This is a genomic window from Lutibacter oricola, assembly GCF_900106565.1.
GTDB lineage: Bacteria > Bacteroidota > Bacteroidia > Flavobacteriales > Flavobacteriaceae > Lutibacter > Lutibacter oricola.
Map to the genome: position 1 here is coordinate 325,447 of NZ_FNNJ01000003.1, position 19,729 is coordinate 345,175.

Below are 19,729 nucleotides of genomic sequence, written 5' to 3' on the forward strand. Positions count from 1 at the left end.
TAAATAAATCAATAGTTCTAACATAAAAGATAAATGTTGCCATACTATAATTATTGCTTTTATATTTTTGAATACCTAAAGTAGGTTGCTATTTAGCTTCTTACAAAATAATATTAAAAATTAGATTATGAGATTTATAGCTTTTTTAGTTAGTGTATTGTTTTTAACTTCTTGTTCAAATTCTAAGAATGAGATTCCACGTATTGTTGAAGATTTTAATGATAACTGGAAATTTAATTTAGGGGTTGAAAAAGATGCTTTTCAAACCAAATTTGACGATAGTTCTTGGAGAGAATTAAATGTTCCACATGATTGGAGTATAGAAACTGGTTATACCCAAGAAAATTCAGCTGCAAGTACTGGTTTTGTTGAAGGTGGAATTGGTTGGTACAGAAAAAGTTTTGAACTTTCTGCTGATGATAAAAGTAAAGAAATATGCATAATGTTTGATGGAGTTTATAATAATTCAAAAGTTTGGATTAATGGTCATTTATTAGGTGATAGACCGAGCGGTTATAGTTCGTTTTCTTACAATTTAACCAAACACCTAAATTTTGGAGGTAATAATGTAATTGCTGTAAAAGTAGATAGAAATGCATATGCAGATTCTCGTTGGTATACGGGTTCAGGAATTTATAGAAAAGTTCAATTAATAAAAACTTCGCCATTACATATTAAACAATGGGGTACACAAATTACTACCCCAAAAGTTTCTATAGAAGCTGCTGAGATTTCAATTTCAACAAAATTAGAAAACAGCAATTCTAGTTCACTTGAAAACATTGCTATTAAATATTCTGTTCTAGATACAAATGGAGTAATAGTTGCTGAAGCTACTTCAGAAATAAATAATACATTAGAAAGCAAATTAGTTTTAAATGTTGAAATACCTCAATTATGGAGTCTTAAAAATCCAAATCAGTATACTTTAAAAACACAGGTATTTCAAAATGAAAAATTAGTTGATGTTACCACAGAAAAGTTTGGGATTAGATCTTTTAAATTCGATGCGAATAAAGGTTTCTTCTTAAATGGGAAAAATGTAAAAATTAAAGGTGTAAATCTACATCACGATGCTGGACTTGTTGGTGCAGCAGTGCCAAAAGGACTTTGGGAATACCGAATTGACAAGTTAAAATCTATTGGTGTTAATGCAATTAGAATGGCTCACAATCCACATTCTGTAGAATTAATGGATGTTTGTGATGAAAAAGGGATTCTAGTAATGGCTGAAGCTTTTGACGAGTGGTATAATGCAAAAGGAAAAAACAAAGTTTATATTGGCGATAATGCTGCAAAAGGTGAGATTGCTAAATCTTACCCTGTTCATTTTAATAAGTGGGCTGAACGTGATTTAAAAGATTTAATTCTTCGTGATTTTAACCATCCTTCTGTAATAATGTGGAGTATTGGTAACGAAATTGAATGGACATTTGGTCATTATTCAAAAGCATTTAAAAAGGTTAATGAAAAGTCGAGTGAGCAAGGTTACGAATTAGTTCCAGACTATAATGCAGAAACAATTACTAAAGTTTTAAATGAATTTATTGAAGGTGAAGAGCCTTTAGCTAAAATGGCTGAGCAATTGGTAAAATGGACAAAAGAGGTTGATACAACTAGAGCTGTTACTTGTGGTAGCGTATTACCATCTGTGGGAATGGCAACTGGCTATGGAAAAGTTGTAGATGTATATGGATTGAATTATAGGGCTACTGAATATGATATTGCACATAAAACGTATCCAAATTTAAAAATATTAGGGTCTGAAAATTGGGGAGCTTATAGTGAGTGGAAAGCCGTAAAGGATCGAGAATTTGTACCTGGAATTTTTGTTTGGACAGGTTTTGCTTACCTTGGAGAAGCTGGTCCTTGGCCAAGAAAAGGATTGAATATTTCCTTCTTTGATTATGCTGGATTTAAAACGCCTAGAGGTCACTTTTTTGAATGTTTATGGGTAGAAAAACCAAAAGTTTATATGGTTACAACTCCAGCTGATGAATCTGAATTTTCTTATACAAAAAAAGATGGTTGGAAGTTCGATATGCAATATACACCAGCTCCAGTATGGAAAATGTTACGTAAATGGGAATGGTATAAAACGTACCCAAAATGGAAATATGATAAAAACGAATCAATTGTAGTTCAAACATATACCAATTGCGAAGAAGCTGAGTTATTTTTAAATGGCGAATCTTTAGGGAAACAAAAGTTAGCTGATGTTACTGAAACAGATAACATATTAAAATGGTTAGTTCCTTTTAAAGCAGGAGAACTAAAGGTTGTTGGTTATAACAAAGGTGAAAAAGTAGATGAGTATGTTTTAAATACTACGAAAGAGGTGTCAAAAATCGAAATTGAATCTACTAAAACTGTTTTAAATGCTGACGGCTATGATGTTGCCATTATTACCGCCAAGTTAGTAGATGATAAAGGAAATTTAATAGTAGATAAAGATCAAGAAATTGAATTTAATATTGAAGGCGAAGTTAAAAACTTAGGAGTTGATAATGGTTGGGAAATGAATATACAGCCACATAAAACAAATAAAGTTGTTAGTCATAATGGTAAAGCTATACTAATTCTTCAATCTACAAAAAAGGGTAGTAAAGTTGAGGTAACAGCAAAAACTAAAGACATTAAATCAATAGTTTTACAGTTAAAATCTAAATAGTTTGTTATTTTAATTAAATGAAAAATGGTTTAATAATTGTTTTTTTATTATTGCTAATCTCTTGTAATTCTTCAAAAAGAAATTATAAAAGTGATGTTGATTTATTAAAATCTCATACAGAAATTATTGAATTAACGGTTAATAATAAAAACTCTAGATTGGTAATTACTCCACAATTTCAAGGTAAAGTAATTACCAGTTCTTTTAATGGAATAAAAGGAAGTAGTAATGGTTGGTTTAATACAAAAGCATTACTAGAAAACAATATTGGAGGTATAGGAGGTGAAGATAGAGTTTGGGTTGGACCACTTGGTGGACAATATTCATTTTATTACCAGCAAATTAAACCTTTTAGTGAAGATAATTGGGCTGTACCTGCAAGTTTAAGTAATGAGCCGTATTCGGTAGTTTCTTCTTCAAAAGAGAAAGTGCAAATGGAGAAGGAAATGAGTCTCACTAATTTTATTGGTACTAAGTTTAACTTTAAAATTAATAGAACCATAAAACTGCTTAAAAAGAGTTTAATTGATAAAAACCTTAATATTGAACTGTCAAATAAATTAAAGTATATAGCTTATGAGAGTTCTCATAAACTAACAAATTTAGATACTATTACTTGGGTTAAAAATAAAGGGTTAGTTTCTATTTGGAGTGCAGGTATGTTTAAAGGTACTGATCAAAGTATTGTTATAATTCCATTGCATAAAACAGCCAAGTTTACAGATGTTTATAAATATATGGGAGATTTGGATCAACATAGATTTCAAATAAAGAATAATACTGTATTATTTAAAGTAGATGGAAAATATAGAAGTAAAATTGGAATACCCAATTTTATAGCTCCAGAAATTTATGGTTGTTATTCAAAAGAAAATAAGCGTTTAACAATAATTCAATATAAAAAAACAGCAGATAGTTTGTTTTTTAATTCTAATGCAGCAATTCAAAAAGAGCCATATAAAGGTGAAGTAATACCTATATATAACAATGGTGCAATGGATTATTCTAAAACCGATATTGCTAGTTTTTATGAATTAGAGTCAACCTCACCATTTAAGGAGTTAAAACCAAACGAAATTTTATCACATTTTCATAGAGTTTATCATTTTTCTGGAACAGAAAAAGAGTTAAACAAAATTGCGATACAATTATTAGGTATTCGTTTAGAAAACTGCAATTTTAACTTATAGTTTATGATACATTTTTTTGAAAACTAATGGAGAACAATCCATAAATTTTTGAAATTGTCTATAAAAAAACGGTAGGCTTTCATAACCACATTCATACGCAATTTGGCTTACCTGTTTATTCGATTCTATAAGTAGTTTACAAGCTAAATTAATTCGGTATTCATTTACAAAGGTAAAAAACGACTTGCTTAACGATTTTTTAAAAAACCTGCAAAAAGCTTCATCTCCCATTGAAACAAGGGAGGATACATCATTTAATTTAATTTTTTTATCGTAATTAGCTTGAACATAATCATAAACAATATCAATTCGTTTATTTGCCTTTAAGTTTAAGCTAGGTGTAAAACCATCAGATGTAAGTGTATTAAAATCATTAACGCTACTTAAATATTCCAATAGTTTAATAAAATTAAGTAATTTATCTAATGGGTTTTGGTTAATAATAGTTTTTAGTCTTGATTCAATGTTTTTTGAAAAAGAAGGGTTAAACAAAATTCCTTTGTTTGCTTTATTTAATAGGTGCTTTATGTTTTTAAATTCATTGTTTTTTAGCCAATTGTCTCCAAGAATATTATCACTCCATTGAAATACGATAGATTTTACATCCGTGACAGAATTAGAATCTTTCCAGCAATGTGGTAAGTTAGAGCCAATTAAAACAAAATCTCCTGCTTCAAACTTTTGAACATTATTACCAACATATCGAATACCTTCACCTTTTACAATATACGTTAATTCGTATTCTGGGTGAAAATGCCAAGGTGCATCAAAATTTTTATCTTCATAAATAAATGCGTTAAACGAACTTAGTGAAGATGCAGCTATTTTTTCAAATTGTGCTTTCAAAATATTTTTTTTAAAAGTTTAAAGGTAGTCTATAATGATTTAAAAACCTAAAATATGATTTTAATCATATCAAAATAAGGTATTATAATGTTAAAATCAAAGTAGATTGATTAGAAATACAGAAGTAAATTTGTGTTAAACAAAATCTAAATTCACAAAACATAATGACTAAAAGAGAAATAATAAAAATGGTGTTAAACCATGAGAAACCACCTTATGTGCCTTGGTCTTTTAAATTTACTAAAGAACCAAAGGAAATGCTGCAAGAGTATTATAAAACTGATGACTTAGATGTTATTTTGGGAAACCACATATTAAATTTAGGTAGTGATATTGGTTTTTTTGATGAAGTAAAAAAAGATCATTTTCAAGATGTTTTTGGTGTGGTGTGGGACAGAAGTGTTGATAAAGATATTGGAATGCCAGTAGAGGATATTATTAAAGAACCAACTATTGAAGGTCTTGAATTTCCAGATCCACACGACCCAAGATTTTTTGCTAATATAGAATCTGAAATTGAGAAAAAACCAGATTTATTTAGAGTGTTTCAAATAGGATTCTCTTTATACGAAAGAGCTTGGTCAATGAGAGGTATGGAAAACTTATTGATGGACTTTTATATGTATCCAGACTTTGTACACGCTTTATTCGAAAAAATTGCAGACTACAACATTGCTCAAATTGACAAAGCATTAGAGTACGATGTTGATGCCGTATATTTTGGTGATGATTGGGGACAACAACACGGTTTAATTATGGGAGCCGATTTATGGCACGAGTTTATGTACCCACAAATTAAACGTATGTATAAACGTGTTAAAGATGCAGGTAAAAAGGTAATGATTCACTCTTGTGGAGATGTTGATGAATTATTTCCATCATTAATAGAAGCAGGTTTAAATTGTTTCAACCCATTCCAACCAGAGGTAATGGATGTTCACGAAATTCATAACGATTATTTAGGGAAACTATGTTTCCACGGAGGTTTATCTATGCAAAAAACATTGCCTTTTGGAACTCCTGAAGAAGTTAGAGAAGAATCATTAAAGCTTATTGAAATGGGTAAAAAAGGAGGATACATTTTCTCTCCTTCTCATTCCGTAGAAAGCGATACTACATTAGAAAACATATTAACATTTATTGAAGTTGCACAATCGCAACTAAAAGAAAAAGAACTAGCGTAATGGAAGAATTATTTAACAAAATATCGGATTGTGTAGAGTTTGGTAAAATTAATAAAGCAGCTCCTTATCCGCCAAATATGAAAGATCAAGATGGTGCTGATGAATTAACTGTACAAGCTCTTGAAAAAGGTGCTTCAGCTGGAGATGTTTTATCAAAAGGTTTAATTGTTGGTATGGAAAAAGTTGGTGTTAAATTTAGAGAAAACAAGGTGTTTGTTCCTCAAGTTTTAATGTCTGCAAAAGCAATGAACACAGCAATGGAACATTTAAAACCATTATTTGCTGAAGGAAATACAGATAAAAAAGGAGTGTTTATTATTGGTACAGTTGCTGGTGATTTACACGATATTGGTAAAAACCTAGTGTCTATGATTGTTGAAGGAAATGGATATGAAGTTATTGATTTAGGAACTGACGTTCCTGCAAAAAAATTCATAGATACAATTGCTGAATTTCCAGATGCTATTATCGGTCTTTCTTCATTGTTAACTACAACAATGGCTAGTATGGAAAACATTGTAAAAGAAATTAAAGCAGTGCATCCAAACCAAAAAGTAACTATTGGCGGAGCTCCTATAACACAAGAATTCTGCGACCAAATTGGTGCAGATAATTTTTCAGCAGACCCACAAGGTGTTGTTGAATTTATGAACAAACTTAAAATGTCAGCATAATGAAAGGTTTAGAATTAGTAAAAGCAGCTATGAAACGTCAAGAAGTGGAACGTGTGCCTTGGGTACCATTTGTTGGTGCGCACGCAGGACATTTGTTAGACTTAAATGCTACCACTTATTTTAAATCTGAACAACACATAATTGATGGTGCTGAAGAAGCAATAAAAAAATACAATCCAGATGGTATTCCTGTAACGTTTGACCTTCAAATTGAAGCTGAAGTGTTGGGTTGTGAATTAAAATGGTCTGAAGATAATCCGCCAGCTGTAGTTTCTCATCCATTAGCAGATGGAAGTTTAAAATTAGAAGATTTAAAAGTTCCGTGTCGTTGTAAAGGCAGAATTGCAACGGTAATGAATGCTACTTCAAAAATAAAAGAAGCGCATCCAGATATTGCTTTATACGGATTAATTACTGGGCCGTTTACATTGGCATTGCACTTAATGGGTACAGATATTTTTATGAAATTATTTGAAGACCCAGAATACGTAGGTAAAGTAATGGATTATTGCACCAAAGTTGGTAAAGCAATGTCTGATTATTATATTGAAGCTGGTTGTGATGTTGTTGCGGTTGTAGATCCTATGGTTAGTCAAATAGATCCAATGTCTTTTGAAATGTTTGTTTCTCCGTATTGTAAAGAAGTTTTCAGTCATATTAGAGAGTGTGGAGCTTTGAGTTCTTTCTTTGTCTGCGGAAATGCTACACAAAACATTGAAGAAATGTGTAAATGTGAGCCAGACAATATTTCAATTGATGAAAATATTCCTTTAGATTTCTTAAAAGAACAATGCGATAAATACGAAATCAGTTTTGGTGGGAATATGAAGCTGACTTCTGTTTTACTAATTGGTACTCCAGAAGATTGTAAGTTCGAAGCAATGGAATGTATGGATATTGGTGGTAAAAAAGGATTTATTTTAGCTCCTGGTTGCGATTTACCTATGGCAACTCCTCCAGAAAATTTAGAAGCCATTGCAGAAATTGTTCACGATGAATATCAACAAGATGTGTTGAGAACAAAAGGACAAACAGCAAAAGATGTAGAGTTGTTAGATTTAGAAAATTACTTTACAAACGATAAAGTAAAAATAGATGTAATTACTTTAGATTCTGAAGGTTGTGCACCTTGTCAATATATGATGCAAGCGGTTGAATTGGCTGTTGAAGAAATTGGAGCTGATAATATTGAATATGTAGAGCATAAAATTAAAAACCAAGAAGGTATTCAAATGATGATGAGTTTAGGTGTTAGAAACCTACCAACCATTTGTATTGATGGAGAAATTGAATTTATTTCAATTATTCCTCCAAAAACTGAATTGGTAAAATGTATTCAAAAGCATTTAGATACTAAAGTTGTTGTTAATTAATATAGCATACAAATTCAATTTATTGTCATTCTGAACTTGTTTCAGAATCCCATCATACAAGGAGTTAAATAGTGTGAGACCCTGAAACAAGTTCAGGGTGACGAAAACTTTAAATGAAAGAAATATAAATATTAATGACAGACTTAATTCTTATTAGTGGATTTTTAGGCAGTGGAAAAACAACGCTGCTTAAAAATCTACTTTCTTTACATAAAGATAAAAGAATTGCAGTTATACAAAACGAGTTTGCGCCAAGTGGTGTAGATGGTAAAGAATTAAAACTTACTGAAGACAATTTTAAACTAGTTGAAATAAACAACGGCTCGGTTTTTTGTGTGTGTTTGTTAAGTAATTTTATTGAAAACATAACAACATTACTTGAGCAATACAATCCAGAAATAATTTATTTAGAAGCATCTGGAATTTCAGATCCAATTTCAATATGTGAATTATTAAATAAAGACGAGATAAGCAATAAAGTCCGTTATGCTGGGGCTTGGTGTGTAGTTGATGCTTTAAACTTTAATAAAAGTGCTGCTTTTGTACAAAGAGCAAAACATCAAGTTAGAGTTGCTGATAAAATTATTTTGAATAAAACAGATTTGGTTGATAAAAACCAAATTGAAAAGGTTATTGAAAAAGTAAAAGAAATAAATCCGTTTGCAGTAATTGAACAACATCAATTTTGCAATGTAAAATCAACGGAGTTAAATCAGGTAAACGAAATACCAAACATTACTTCTGAAGATACACGACCTGAAGCTATAAAAACTGCTGTATATAGAACAACTGATATTATTTCAGAAGAAAATTTAAACGTATTTTTAAAAGAATTAAGTAGCATAAGTATTCGAGCAAAAGGATTTGTTAGGGTAGGAGCTAACGAGTTTAAGTTATTTCATTTAACCTATAATAATTACGAAATAATTCCATTAGAAAATTATACAGGAAGTTGTGAAATAATAGCCTTTGGTGAGCAAATGAGTTTAAGAACGTTACGAGGGTTATTTCAAAAAACAAAATAAATATAGTGAAAGGCACATATACATATAAAATAGATTTTTCAGAAATTGAACTTGAAAAAGAAGAAATTTCATCGTTTATGGGTTTAGGACCAGTTCCTGAAGAACCATTTAATAGTATGATTGATACTGCTATAGAATTACTTTCAAATAATAAAAATATAGAAGGTGGATTTACCATAAAACCTGTAACAGATTTTTCTGCTAAAGATGGGTTTATTAAAGTTGAAGATAAAACTTTTGAAACAGGAAGAATGATTACTTCATTTTTAAGAAATGCCGAATTTGCTGCTTTGTTTACGTGTACTGCTGGTTACGAAATTGAAAAATTGAGTCATAAATATAATGAAGACGGCGATATTGTAATGAGTTATGTGGTAGATTCAACGGGCTCTTTATTGGTTGAAGGAGCGATGGATCTTATTTATGAAAAATTAAAAACAATGGTAAGTTTAAATAATTTATCACTAACAAATAGATACAGTCCTGGTTATTGCGATTGGTTGGTAAAAGATCAACAAAACCTATTTTCATTCTTTCCAAAAGGTTTTTGCAATATTAGTTTAAGTGAAACTTCATTAATGAGTCCAGTAAAATCTGTTAGTGGAATTGTGGGGATTGGGAAAGAGGTAAAATACCTTGGTTACATTTGCGATACTTGTAAAAATAATACGTGCGTTTACAGAGCAAAAAAAATGTACGTAAAGCATTAAATAAAGGTTATTTGGTCTTATTTGTTTTCGTTCTAAATAAAAAACTCAAATCTCTAATATTAGCCAAAATTTGACGATTCTTATTGTTTTAAGTCAAAATAAGCACTTTTTAAGCTAAAAAAGTTTATAATTTTCCCATTTAGTTTCTTCATTTTTGATTTAACTAAATAAAAATTAGAAACTTAAACAAAAAAGTAATGGCAAAATGTACATTTTCTGACCCATTTGAAAAGGCAAGAAAAGAAGTTGGAATTGGTGAAATGGATGACCAAAACGATCCTGTTAAAATGGTGTTAGGACATAAAGATGTTCGTAGATGTGCACATAACCATAAAACATTTCAATCTGGTGCTGAACCGGGTAGAATTGTGGTTCCTTCCGAAGTAAATATTAGAGACATTCGTCAAATTCCTTTTGAAGTAGATCCGCCACAACACGGAAGTTACAGAGCTGTGGTTGAAGATTGGTTTAAAAGACCTTTAGAAGAAGAATATACTGCACAATTAGAAAAACAAATTGGTGTATTAATTGATGAAGCTTTAACTAAGGATAGTGTTGAGGTAATTAATGAGTTTTCATTGGTATTACAATCTCGCGCGTTAACCTTATTATTTAATGTTCCTTTTTCTGAATCTGAGACATGGATTTCTTGGGGAACTCACGTGTTTAGAAGTGAAGAAACGGCTTTAGATGCTGGTAAAGCACAAGTTTTATACGATTATATTGATAAGAAACTTGAAGAAAGTAAACAAAACCCTGGTGATGATTTCTATTCAAAATTATTAGCTGCTGAGGTTGATGGTAAAAAATTAACCGATGAAGAAATAAAAGGAGTTGTAGTATTAACTTTCTCTGGAGGAAGAGATACTGTTATTAATGCTGTAACAAACTCTTTGGCTTATTTTGCTGAAAATCCTGCTTCTTTAGAACGTATTAAAAACGAACCAGAAATTTTAAACTTCGCTATTGAAGAATTGGTACGTTATTTTTCACCGTTAACGCATATGGGACGTGTTGCAACTGAAGATACTCAAGTATGTGAACACGCTATACAGGCCGACACAAGAATATCGTTAAACTGGGCTTCAGCAAATAGAGATGCTACTGTTTTTGAAAAAGCTAATGAAGTTGTAATTGACAGAAAAATAAATCCACACGTTGCTTTCGGCTTTGGAACACATAACTGTTTAGGAGCTACGCACGCTCGTCAAATTTTAAAAGTTTTAATTAAAACACTCATTAAAAAAGTGGATTCAATTGAAATTTTAGAAGCTGATGAAAATATTGAAACACTTGGAGAATTTAAACGAAAAGTAGGGTTCAATAGCATTCAAATGAAATTTAACTAGAACTAAAAAAATATACTTAACTAAAAAAATCAAAAATATTATGGCAAAAATAACATTTGTAACACAAGCTAATGAAACAATAACTGTTGAAGGAAATTCAGGGAACGTAATGGAATTGGCAGTTCAAAATAAAATTAAAGGAATTGATGGAAACTGCGGTGGAGTATGCTCTTGCGCAACTTGTCACGTTCACGTAGAACCTGAGCATTGGAACAAAACAGGAGCTCCAAGTGCAATGGAAAGCGATATGCTAGAATTTGATGAAAAAGTAAGTGACCACAGCCGTTTATCTTGTCAAATGAAAGTAACTGAAGAATTAGATGGAGTTGTTTTAAAAGTAGCTAATTAATGTCTAATAAAATTTGCGTTGTAATTGGTGCTAGTCACGCTGGTGTAAACTTTGCTTTTTCATTAAGAAGAGAAGGCTGGGAAGGTAAAATTATTTTGTTTGATAGTGATCCAGAAATGCCCTATCATAGGCCACCATTATCAAAAGCATATTTATCTGCTGAAGATAATTCAGAATTAGATTTATTGTTTCCTGAACAAAATTATAAATCCGAAAATATTTCACTACAATTAGGAAAAACTGTTTCAGAAATAAATAAAGAAGAAAAAACAATTACATTATCTAATGGTGAAACACAATCCTATGATAAATTAGTATTGGCAATAGGAGCAAGACCTTTTGTTCCTCCAATTAATGGAATAAAAACAGCGAGTAATTTGTTTCCAATGAGAACATTTGCTGATACGGTAAATATTCAAAATGCTATTAAAAATTCAGTAGAAAAAAGAGTAGTTATTATTGGTGGTGGATATATAGGTTTGGAAACTGCGGCTTCATTAAAAAAAACAGGTGCTAAAGTAGTGGTTTTGGAACGAGAAGAACGTGTTTTAGAACGCGTAACAGCTCCAGAAATGTCAGAATTTTTTAATAAATTACATCAAGAAAACGGAGTAGATTTATTAACCAATAAAAATGTTGTATCAATAAAAACTTCCGAAGGAAAAAATGAAGTTGTTTGCGATGATAATACTTCATATAAAGCAGATTTAATTGTTGTTGGCGTTGGAATTAAAGTAAATACTGAATTGGCTGAAAAAGCTGGTGTAGAAATTGAAAACGGAATTAAAGTAGATTCTTCAGCTAAAACAAGTGATGCTAATATTTATGCTATTGGAGATTGTACGTATCATTTCAACCCACATTACAATCGTTTTATTAGGTTGGAATCTGTACAAAATGCAGTAGATCAGGCAAAAGTGGCAGCATCGGCTATCTGTGGAAATGAAGTTGTTTATTATGCTATACCTTGGTTTTGGTCAGATCAATATGATGTAAAATTACAAATGGTTGGACTTTCACAAGGTTATAATGATGTTATTCAGCGTTTAGAATTAGACAATGATAAATGCCAATCTGTTTGGTATTTTAAGGATGATGAATTATTAGCTGTAGATGCAGTTAACAACGGGAAAGCCTATGTGTTAGGTGGCCGATTTATAAAAGGAAAACAAGAAATTGATAAAGAAAAATTAAAAGATACTAGTATCCCAATAAAACCAGCTAGTTTCTTAAAATAACTACTAAAAAATAAATTATGAGTTTAAAATGTAAAGCAGCAATTGCGAAAGGTGACGGAAGTTATTCAATTGAAACCATAGAAGTACAAAACCCCAAAGAAGACGAAGTACTTGTTGCTGTAAAAGCTGCAAGTTTATGTCATACAGACCACGATTCTTTAAATTGGGGAAAACCAATTGTTATGGGACACGAAGGGTCCGGAATTGTTGAAAAAGTTGGAGCAAAGGTAACAAGTATAAAAGTTGGAGATGCTGTAATTTTAAACTGGGCAACACCGTGTGGTGAATGTTTTCAATGTGAAAACGAAAATGAACATATTTGTGAAAATAACTCGCCGGTAGTAGCTGGAGCAAACGGTTACACGCCAGGTCACGCTCATAAAGAAGGTACAACTTGGAATGGTAATACAATTGAGCGTTCTTTTAATATTGGAACTATTTCAGAATATACATTAGTTAAGGAATCGGCAGTTGTTAAAAATCCTATTCAAGATATGAATCATAGTTCAGCTAGTATAATTAGTTGTGGAGTTATGACAGGTTTTGGATCGGCAGTAAATACTGCCAAAGTTGAAGAAAATTCATCTGCAGTTGTTTTAGGAACAGGTGGAGTTGGGTTAAATGTTATTCAAGGAATTAAAGTTTCTAAAGCTTCAAAAATTATAGCAATTGATGTTAATCAACAACGATTAGATATGGCTGTAGAATTTGGAGCAACGCATACTATTTTAGCAGATAGAAATGATAAAGGTTTGTTGAACGCTGCTAATAAAGTGAAAGAAATGACAAATGGTAGAGGCGCCGATTATGCTTTTGAATGTACTGCCATTCCTGAATTGGGAGCTGCTCCTTTGGCAATGGTAAGAAATGCTGGTACAGCTGTTCAAGTTAGTGGTATTGAACAAGAAGTTTTAATTGATATGGCTTTGTTTGAATGGGATAAAAAATACATCAATCCTTTATATGGAAAATGTAATCCACAAACCGATTTTCCAAAAATTGTAAATCATTACAAAAAAGGAGAAATTAAGCTAGATGAAATGATTACAAGAACCTATCCAATTGAAGAATTAGAACAAGCTTTTGAAGATATGCTTTCAGGTAAAAATGCCAAAGGTGTAATTGTATTTGAATAATATGAAATCTAAATTTAGAACAACAGAAATATCTAATCCCGAATTTGAGAGTAATAACTTGCGTTTTATTACCGTAAAAACTCCAAACCTAAAAGGAAGAGGAGATATTTGTGTGTTTGTTCCACCAGGAAAAGAGCTAAAAAACTTACCAATTGTAACCTTGTTACATGGAGTTTATGGAAGCGCTTGGATTTGGGCCCACAAAGCAGGTGTTCATTTTACAGCATTAAAAATGATGGAAGCTGGCTCGATAAAACCTATGGTGTTGGCAATGCCTTCTGATGGTTTATGGGGAGATGGTTCGGCTTATTTGCCACACAATGAAAAAAACTTTGAAAACTGGATTGTAAACGATGTTATAGACGCTGTAATTGAAAATATAGATTGTGTTAGTGAACAATCCGATTTATTTATTTCTGGTTTGTCAATGGGTGGTTATGGAGCTTTGCGTTTAGGTGCAAAATACCCTGAGAAGTATAAAGCCTTTTCAGGTCTATCTTCAATAACAAATAAAGATCAAATGCACTTATTTGTTGAGGAAAACCAAGCTAATTATAAGCAGAAAAATGCTATAAATGAAGATGTTTTTGAATTAATGCTTCAAAATAAAAGCAATTTACCACCTATAAGATTTGATTGTGGAAAAGACGATTTACTAATTGAATATAACCGTGAACTTCATCAAAAATTAACTTCAGAAAACATTACACATATTTATCAAGAATTTGAAGGTAAGCACGAGTGGAGTTATTGGGAAGAACATATTAAAGATACATTGTTGTTTTTTAACAATATTTAATATCTTAAAAAGGCTAATTCATTTAAATGAATTAGCCTTTTTTATAATTTCTAATTGAAGCTATACAATTGAATTTCCATAAGTAACAATATTAATTCGAAGTGTCATAATGGATAATCTACTAAATAGCAATCATAGTATAATTTAGTTAGAAAATCATATACTCCAAATCCACAAATAATTAATGAAGTTCAATAAACATGGCTAATAACCAAAAGCCGCTCCATAAATTTTCTACCGCATAATTTTTAATAAATTTACTAGGGTAGGCATAAAAACCTAGCATTATTGCCGCTAGCAATACCCAAAATATTCCTATTCCCATAATGTTATTTTATTCGTAGTTAAGGTAAATAGTTCTTTTTTGTAAATAATGATCTACACCATAAACACCATCTTCACCAGCAGTTCCAGAAGTTTTATGTCCTGAATGATAGCCTTGAATATTACCAATTATTTGTTGGTTAATAAAAATAGTTCCAACTTCTAAAGAATCGATTGCTTTTTGATGCAATCTATAATCATTTGTGTATAGATAAGCGGATAATCCTTCTTCTCTGTTATTAGCCAAAGCAACAGCTTCATCAAAACAGTTTACTTTTACAATTGGCATAACAGGAGCAAACAACTCTTCGCTAATAGTTGGATCATCACCTTTTACGTTACCTAAAATAGTAGGAGCGTACCAGTTTCCTTTTTCAAAATATTCACCATCAGGAATATCTCCACCTAATAATAATTCAGCACCTTTATTTACGTTTTCTTTAACCAAATTATTTACTCGGTCTAAACCAAATTTACTAACATTTGGTCCCATATGTATACCTTCAGCAAAAGGATCTCCAACTTTAATTTCCTGTGTTCTTTTTACCACTTTTTCTGTGAATTCATCTGCAATCTTTTCATCAACAAAAACCATTTCATTGCAAATACAAACTTGTCCGCAGTTTGCGTAGCGCGAAATTACTGCAGCTTCAACAGCTTTATCAATATCTGCATCTTCGCAAACTATAAATGGTGCTTTTCCACCTAATTCTAAAATTAATCCGGTAATATTTTCGGCAGCAGCGCGGTACATTGCTCTACCAGCTCTTGTACTTCCTGTTAACGAAATTAATTTGGTGATTGGACTTTCAACTAATAACGATGCAGCTTCTGCATTTTTGGTTGAAACCATATTTATTACACCTTTTGGTAAACTAGATTCGTCTACTAAACGACAAAATTCTGAAGCTGTTGTAGGTGTTAATTCGTGTGGTTTAATAATCATTGTATTTCCAGTTGCTAAAGCCGGACCAATTTTTCGACCAATCAAAGCCAATGGATAATTGAAGGCGCATAAACCAACAGTTACTCCGTAAGGAACTTTGTAAATAGACAATCGTTTATTTGGTTGTTCCGCAGGAAAAATAGCTCCTTGAATTCTTCGAGCTGCTTCTGCAGAATAAGTCATATACGTAATTGTATCATCAACTTCACCCAAAGCTTCAGGATACGTTTTACCTTGCTCGAGTACTAAAAGCTTTGCAAAATGTTCGCGTTCGGCTTTTAATTTATTTGCAATTTCAATAATGTGTTGCGCTCTTGTATTTGCAGGTGTTAATGCCCAACTAGTTTGAGCCTTTTCTGAAGACTCCAAAGCGTATTGAACATCGTCTTTAGTACAAGCCGTAACGGTTGCATAAACTTCGTTATTCGCAGGATTTTCTACCTCAATTACATCTCTTGTGTTATCGTCTAACCATTCTCCGTTAATATAACAAGAATAGTGTTTTATGTCTGTTAAATTCATATTTGGTTAAGTTTTATAATCAATTTAAAGGTTGAAATTTTAATGTTTTTTAACTTGTCATACCTGCGAAGGCAGGTATCTTTTTTCATCTTTTTTTAGATTCCTGCCTACGCAGGAATGACAAACCCTTTTTATTCAAATTTTGGTTCTCGTTTTTCTATAAATGATTGAAATCCTTCTTTAGCATCAAAGGTATCGTACAAAGTATCAACCATTTTAGTTTCTAATTTAAGAAAATCTTGTGTGCTTTTTCCAACTCCTTCAGCAAAAGTTTGTTTTATAGTAGCCATTGCTGTTTTTGGGCCTTTGGAAAGGTTTTGAGCATAATCCAAAGCTTCTTGTTCAGCAGTTTCTTCGTTGTATAATTTATGAGCTAATCCAATTCTAAAAGCTTCTTCAGAATTAATAGGATTTCCAGAAACTACCATTTCAAAAGCGTAGGAATGTCCGACTGCATTTACCAATCTTGGAATTCCGCCATTTCCTGGCATTAATCCTAATTTAACTTCAGGTAATCCAATTAAGAATTTTTTATTTGAAGCTAAACGAATGTCACAAGCAACTGCTAATTCTAATCCGCCACCTAATGTATGGCCGTTTAAAAAAGCAATAAATATTTTAGCACTAGTACTAATTAATTTGGCAACTTTATTTGCCATTGCAACCATTTCGTTGTTCTGTTCAACGGTGTTACTTGCAAAAACCTTGATATCTGCACCAGCACAGAAAAATTTAGGAATGCCGCTTTTCAGCAAAACAACTCCAATATCAGTATCATTTTCAATAGAGTTTAAAACTTTTTCAAACTCGTTGAAGAAGTGAATATCGTAACTATTAGCTGGGGATTTATCTAAAGTGATAATCCCCAATCTATCTATTTTTTTATATTGAAACATAATTTATTCTTTATCAAATCCTCTTGCAATTGGCATTTTAGAATCAGCTTCTAAATGACCTTCTTCAGCACCTAAACCAGGAAAATATCTAAAGTAATTTGCCCAACCATATTTTTGCTTAATTTCAAAAGCTTCTAAACCAATGGCTCTTAATTCTGCTCTGTCTTTTGTTTTATCTGCAACAAGCATCATATAATCGTTTTCAGATAATACATTTCCTTCAGCATCAGTCAAAGTCATTTCAGCATAAAATTTATCTCCAATTTTACCTGGTACTTTACAAGTTACATCAATATATTTAGAAGAGCTATCACCATTAATTTCAGCAAAATCAAATTCTTCTTCTTTAATTGCATTTTTGTTATTATCAAGGAATTTTATAGTTGCTTTACAATTATTGTAAGTTTCATAATAATCATTTACTACCCATAATTCACCTTTGAAATCTTCGCCAGGTAACCAACGTCTATCATAATGTTTCATTGTTAATAGAACAGGCTGATAGGCTTTTTTTACATAATCAAAAGATAATTTTTTCTCTTGATAATAATCTACAATTCCCCATTTCATATCTGGAGCAAATGTGATGTAATGACAAATGCAAATTGCGCTAGTTCTTGGTTTTCTTGTTCTGAAATGCTCTAAAGCATATTGAAAAATGGCACCTTGAGCAATTTGCGTAGCGGTTACAAAACTTTCTAAACTATCTGTACTTTGATCTCCAACAACTTCAAAATTTAAGGTTCTTAAAGCGTCAAAATCTGCCCAATGATGTCCCCAACTTGGTCCCGGAGGCCAAACTTCATCAGCAGGAATAAACTTTTTAATACTTTCAATATTTGGACAAGAAGAAATTGCCAATTCAGGAATTACGGCGTAATCTAAACTAGGAAAATAATCTTCCATTACAAATTCTCCTTCACCATAAAATAAATCGTTAGCGTGGAAACTTTCTTTTGGTTTAAAACCTAAATTCAATCCAACTTCGTCACTTAAAGGAGAAGAAGGAATAAAGTTTAATGATGTATATGGCTTGATTGCTTCACCTAATTCATTTACAAATTGTAAGTTGTGTTGTGGATCTGAAGCTGTCATAAATAACTCTTCTGAACCTTCTAATAAGACAATACTTGGATGATTTCTTTGTGCTTTTACAGAAGAAATGGCTTCAGCAAAAACAGCATCTTTAAATTCTTGATCTTTAGGTAATGATAAACTTGCTAATGGCAATACATCTTGCCAAACTGTAATTCCAGCTTCATTACATAATTGATAAAATAACGGAATTTCTTCTGGATGCCAACCGAAAATACGTAAGTTATTAAAGTTAGCTTCTTTAGCCAATCTAATTAACTCAATATATTTACTTGGATGTGCACGACCCATAAAAATATCTGGTGGTCCACCCCAAGTTCCTGAACGCATAAAGTGACGTTTACCATTAATCATAACCGTCCAAGGGTTTTCAACTTCATCTAAAGTAAAGCCAGGATTATGAACCATTTCAACTTCTCTAATTCCAAATGAAGTTGAGGTTGTATCTAAAACACTTTCATTATTTTCTGAAACAGTAACTTTAGCAGTATATAAATTTTGATCTCCTAAATCCCAAGGCCACCATAATTTTGCATCATCAATGTCTATGCTTACTTCTAATTTATTAGTTCCCGGAGCAACATTTGTTTCTTTATTTACAGTATAGATTTTTGATTCGAAATTTTCACCTTCAATTTCAACATTAACTTGTACATTATTGTTAGATGAATTGTGATTGTTAAGTTCAACTTCAATATCTAGTTTTGCTGAATTTTCAGATAATACACTTGGTTTAACATACGTATCTTCAATAGTAACTTGACCCATTGCTTCCAAATAAACAGGTTTCCAAATGCCAGTAGGAGGTAAGGCTACCCAATAATCTCCGTGCCAAGCTGGTTTTCTACCAGCAACCTGACTGTAACGTCTTGGTGCAGGATGTAAGCGAACCATTAAAACATTGGTTCCAAAACGTAAACGTTCAAAACGAATAGTGTTTGAAACATCAAATTTAAATTGAGAAAACATTCCTTCGTGAGTTCCCAATAATTCTCCATTTAGCCAAACATCACAGCCAAAATCGACACCATCAAAAACTAATTGAATTCGTTTTCCTTCCATTTCCTTAGGAACATCGAATTGGCGTTTGTACCACCATTCATTTTCTGGAACCCATTTTGCTTTTAAGCTATTTCTTCCAAAGTGAGGATCTTCAATTCTTCCTTGTCTCCAAAGATCGGTGTAAACATCTCCAGGTACTTTTGCAAAACCCCAGTTAAATGAATCTCCAGTAATGTCAAAATTTAATTCATGGAAGCCAATTTTAACGCCTTCATCAGGTCTAATACCTTCCATTTGCCAATTGTTTCCAGATAAGTCTAAAACAATTTTATCGTTAGAAGCTTCACCTTCACCTTGAAGATACTCCTTCTCGTCTTGACTAATATTTTTCATTAATTTA

At 31.7% G+C, this 19,729-nt stretch carries 17 protein-coding genes; 12 read left to right on the plus strand and 5 right to left on the minus strand.

Annotated features, from left to right (window positions below; genetic code table 11):
- The first annotated feature begins 127 nt into the window (after positions 1-127).
- On the plus strand, positions 128-2,671 hold the full coding sequence (locus tag BLU40_RS09210) for a glycoside hydrolase family 2 TIM barrel-domain containing protein (RefSeq protein WP_090122654.1): 2,544 nt from the start codon (positions 128-130) through the stop codon (positions 2,669-2,671).
- A 17-nt stretch (positions 2,672-2,688) separates the two neighbouring features.
- Positions 2,689-3,861, plus strand: a complete 1,173-nt coding sequence (locus BLU40_RS09215) for a DUF6786 family protein (protein ID WP_090122656.1) — start codon at positions 2,689-2,691, stop codon at positions 3,859-3,861.
- Here the strand turns inward: BLU40_RS09215 and BLU40_RS09220 are convergent.
- On the minus strand, positions 3,856-4,707 hold the full coding sequence (locus tag BLU40_RS09220) for an AraC family transcriptional regulator (protein WP_090122657.1): 852 nt from the start codon (positions 4,705-4,707) through the stop codon (positions 3,856-3,858). The two genes, BLU40_RS09215 and BLU40_RS09220, sit on opposite strands and share 6 nt — an antisense overlap.
- A 164-nt stretch (positions 4,708-4,871) precedes the next feature.
- On the opposite strand from BLU40_RS09220, the gene BLU40_RS09225 reads away from it, so the two are divergent.
- The 10 genes from BLU40_RS09225 (at position 4,872) to BLU40_RS09270 (ending at position 14,544) form a co-directional block, all read left to right on the plus strand.
- On the plus strand, positions 4,872-5,891 hold the full coding sequence (locus BLU40_RS09225) for a uroporphyrinogen decarboxylase family protein (protein ID WP_090122659.1): 1,020 nt from the start codon (positions 4,872-4,874) through the stop codon (positions 5,889-5,891).
- A complete protein-coding gene (locus tag BLU40_RS09230; RefSeq protein ID WP_090122661.1) occupies positions 5,891-6,565 on the plus strand; it encodes a cobalamin B12-binding domain-containing protein in 675 nt (224 codons plus the stop codon). The genes BLU40_RS09225 and BLU40_RS09230 overlap by 1 nt, the downstream gene beginning before the upstream one ends.
- Positions 6,565-7,938: a uroporphyrinogen decarboxylase family protein gene (locus tag BLU40_RS09235; RefSeq protein ID WP_090122662.1), complete on the plus strand. Its 1,374-nt coding sequence runs from the start codon at positions 6,565-6,567 to the stop codon at positions 7,936-7,938. The genes BLU40_RS09230 and BLU40_RS09235 overlap by 1 nt, the downstream gene beginning before the upstream one ends.
- Before the next feature lie 134 nt (positions 7,939-8,072).
- Positions 8,073-8,963 (plus strand): GTP-binding protein, encoded by an 891-nt coding sequence (locus BLU40_RS09240; protein WP_090122664.1) that lies wholly within the window; start codon positions 8,073-8,075, stop codon positions 8,961-8,963.
- 5 nt (positions 8,964-8,968) lie between these two features.
- Entirely contained in the window at positions 8,969-9,673 is a 705-nt protein-coding gene (locus BLU40_RS09245) for a vitamin B12 dependent-methionine synthase activation domain-containing protein (RefSeq protein ID WP_090122666.1), read from the plus strand.
- A gap of 197 nt (positions 9,674-9,870) precedes the next feature.
- Positions 9,871-11,022 (plus strand): cytochrome P450, encoded by a 1,152-nt coding sequence (locus BLU40_RS09250; protein WP_090122668.1) that lies wholly within the window; start codon positions 9,871-9,873, stop codon positions 11,020-11,022.
- 40 nt (positions 11,023-11,062) lie between these two features.
- Positions 11,063-11,371: a 2Fe-2S iron-sulfur cluster-binding protein gene (locus BLU40_RS09255; protein ID WP_090122670.1), complete on the plus strand. Its 309-nt coding sequence runs from the start codon at positions 11,063-11,065 to the stop codon at positions 11,369-11,371.
- The gene (locus tag BLU40_RS09260) at positions 11,371-12,609 is read left to right on the plus strand and encodes an NAD(P)/FAD-dependent oxidoreductase (RefSeq protein ID WP_090122672.1); all 1,239 of its coding nucleotides are present in this window, start codon (positions 11,371-11,373) and stop codon (positions 12,607-12,609) included. The genes BLU40_RS09255 and BLU40_RS09260 overlap by 1 nt, the downstream gene beginning before the upstream one ends.
- A 17-nt stretch (positions 12,610-12,626) precedes the next feature.
- Positions 12,627-13,745, plus strand: coding sequence for a Zn-dependent alcohol dehydrogenase (locus BLU40_RS09265; protein ID WP_090122674.1), 1,119 nt, complete (start codon positions 12,627-12,629; stop codon positions 13,743-13,745).
- A gap of 1 nt (position 13,746) precedes the next feature.
- Entirely contained in the window at positions 13,747-14,544 is a 798-nt protein-coding gene (locus BLU40_RS09270; protein WP_090122676.1) for an alpha/beta hydrolase, read from the plus strand.
- Positions 14,545-14,725: 181 nt separating this feature from the next.
- Here BLU40_RS09270 and BLU40_RS17565 read toward each other — a convergent pair whose 3' ends face one another.
- From BLU40_RS17565 to BLU40_RS09285, 4 genes are all read right to left on the minus strand, one after another.
- On the minus strand, positions 14,726-14,869 hold the full coding sequence (locus tag BLU40_RS17565; RefSeq protein ID WP_175454764.1) for a hypothetical protein: 144 nt from the start codon (positions 14,867-14,869) through the stop codon (positions 14,726-14,728).
- Between the two features lie 9 nt (positions 14,870-14,878).
- Positions 14,879-16,336 (minus strand): aldehyde dehydrogenase family protein, encoded by a 1,458-nt coding sequence (locus tag BLU40_RS09275; protein WP_090122677.1) that lies wholly within the window; start codon positions 16,334-16,336, stop codon positions 14,879-14,881.
- Positions 16,337-16,467: 131 nt separating this feature from the next.
- Positions 16,468-17,232: an enoyl-CoA hydratase/isomerase family protein gene (locus BLU40_RS09280; protein ID WP_090122679.1), complete on the minus strand. Its 765-nt coding sequence runs from the start codon at positions 17,230-17,232 to the stop codon at positions 16,468-16,470.
- Positions 17,233-17,235: 3 nt separating this feature from the next.
- Positions 17,236-19,722 (minus strand): glycoside hydrolase family 2 protein, encoded by a 2,487-nt coding sequence (locus BLU40_RS09285; RefSeq protein WP_090122681.1) that lies wholly within the window; start codon positions 19,720-19,722, stop codon positions 17,236-17,238.
- Between the last annotated feature and the right edge of the window lie 7 nt (positions 19,723-19,729).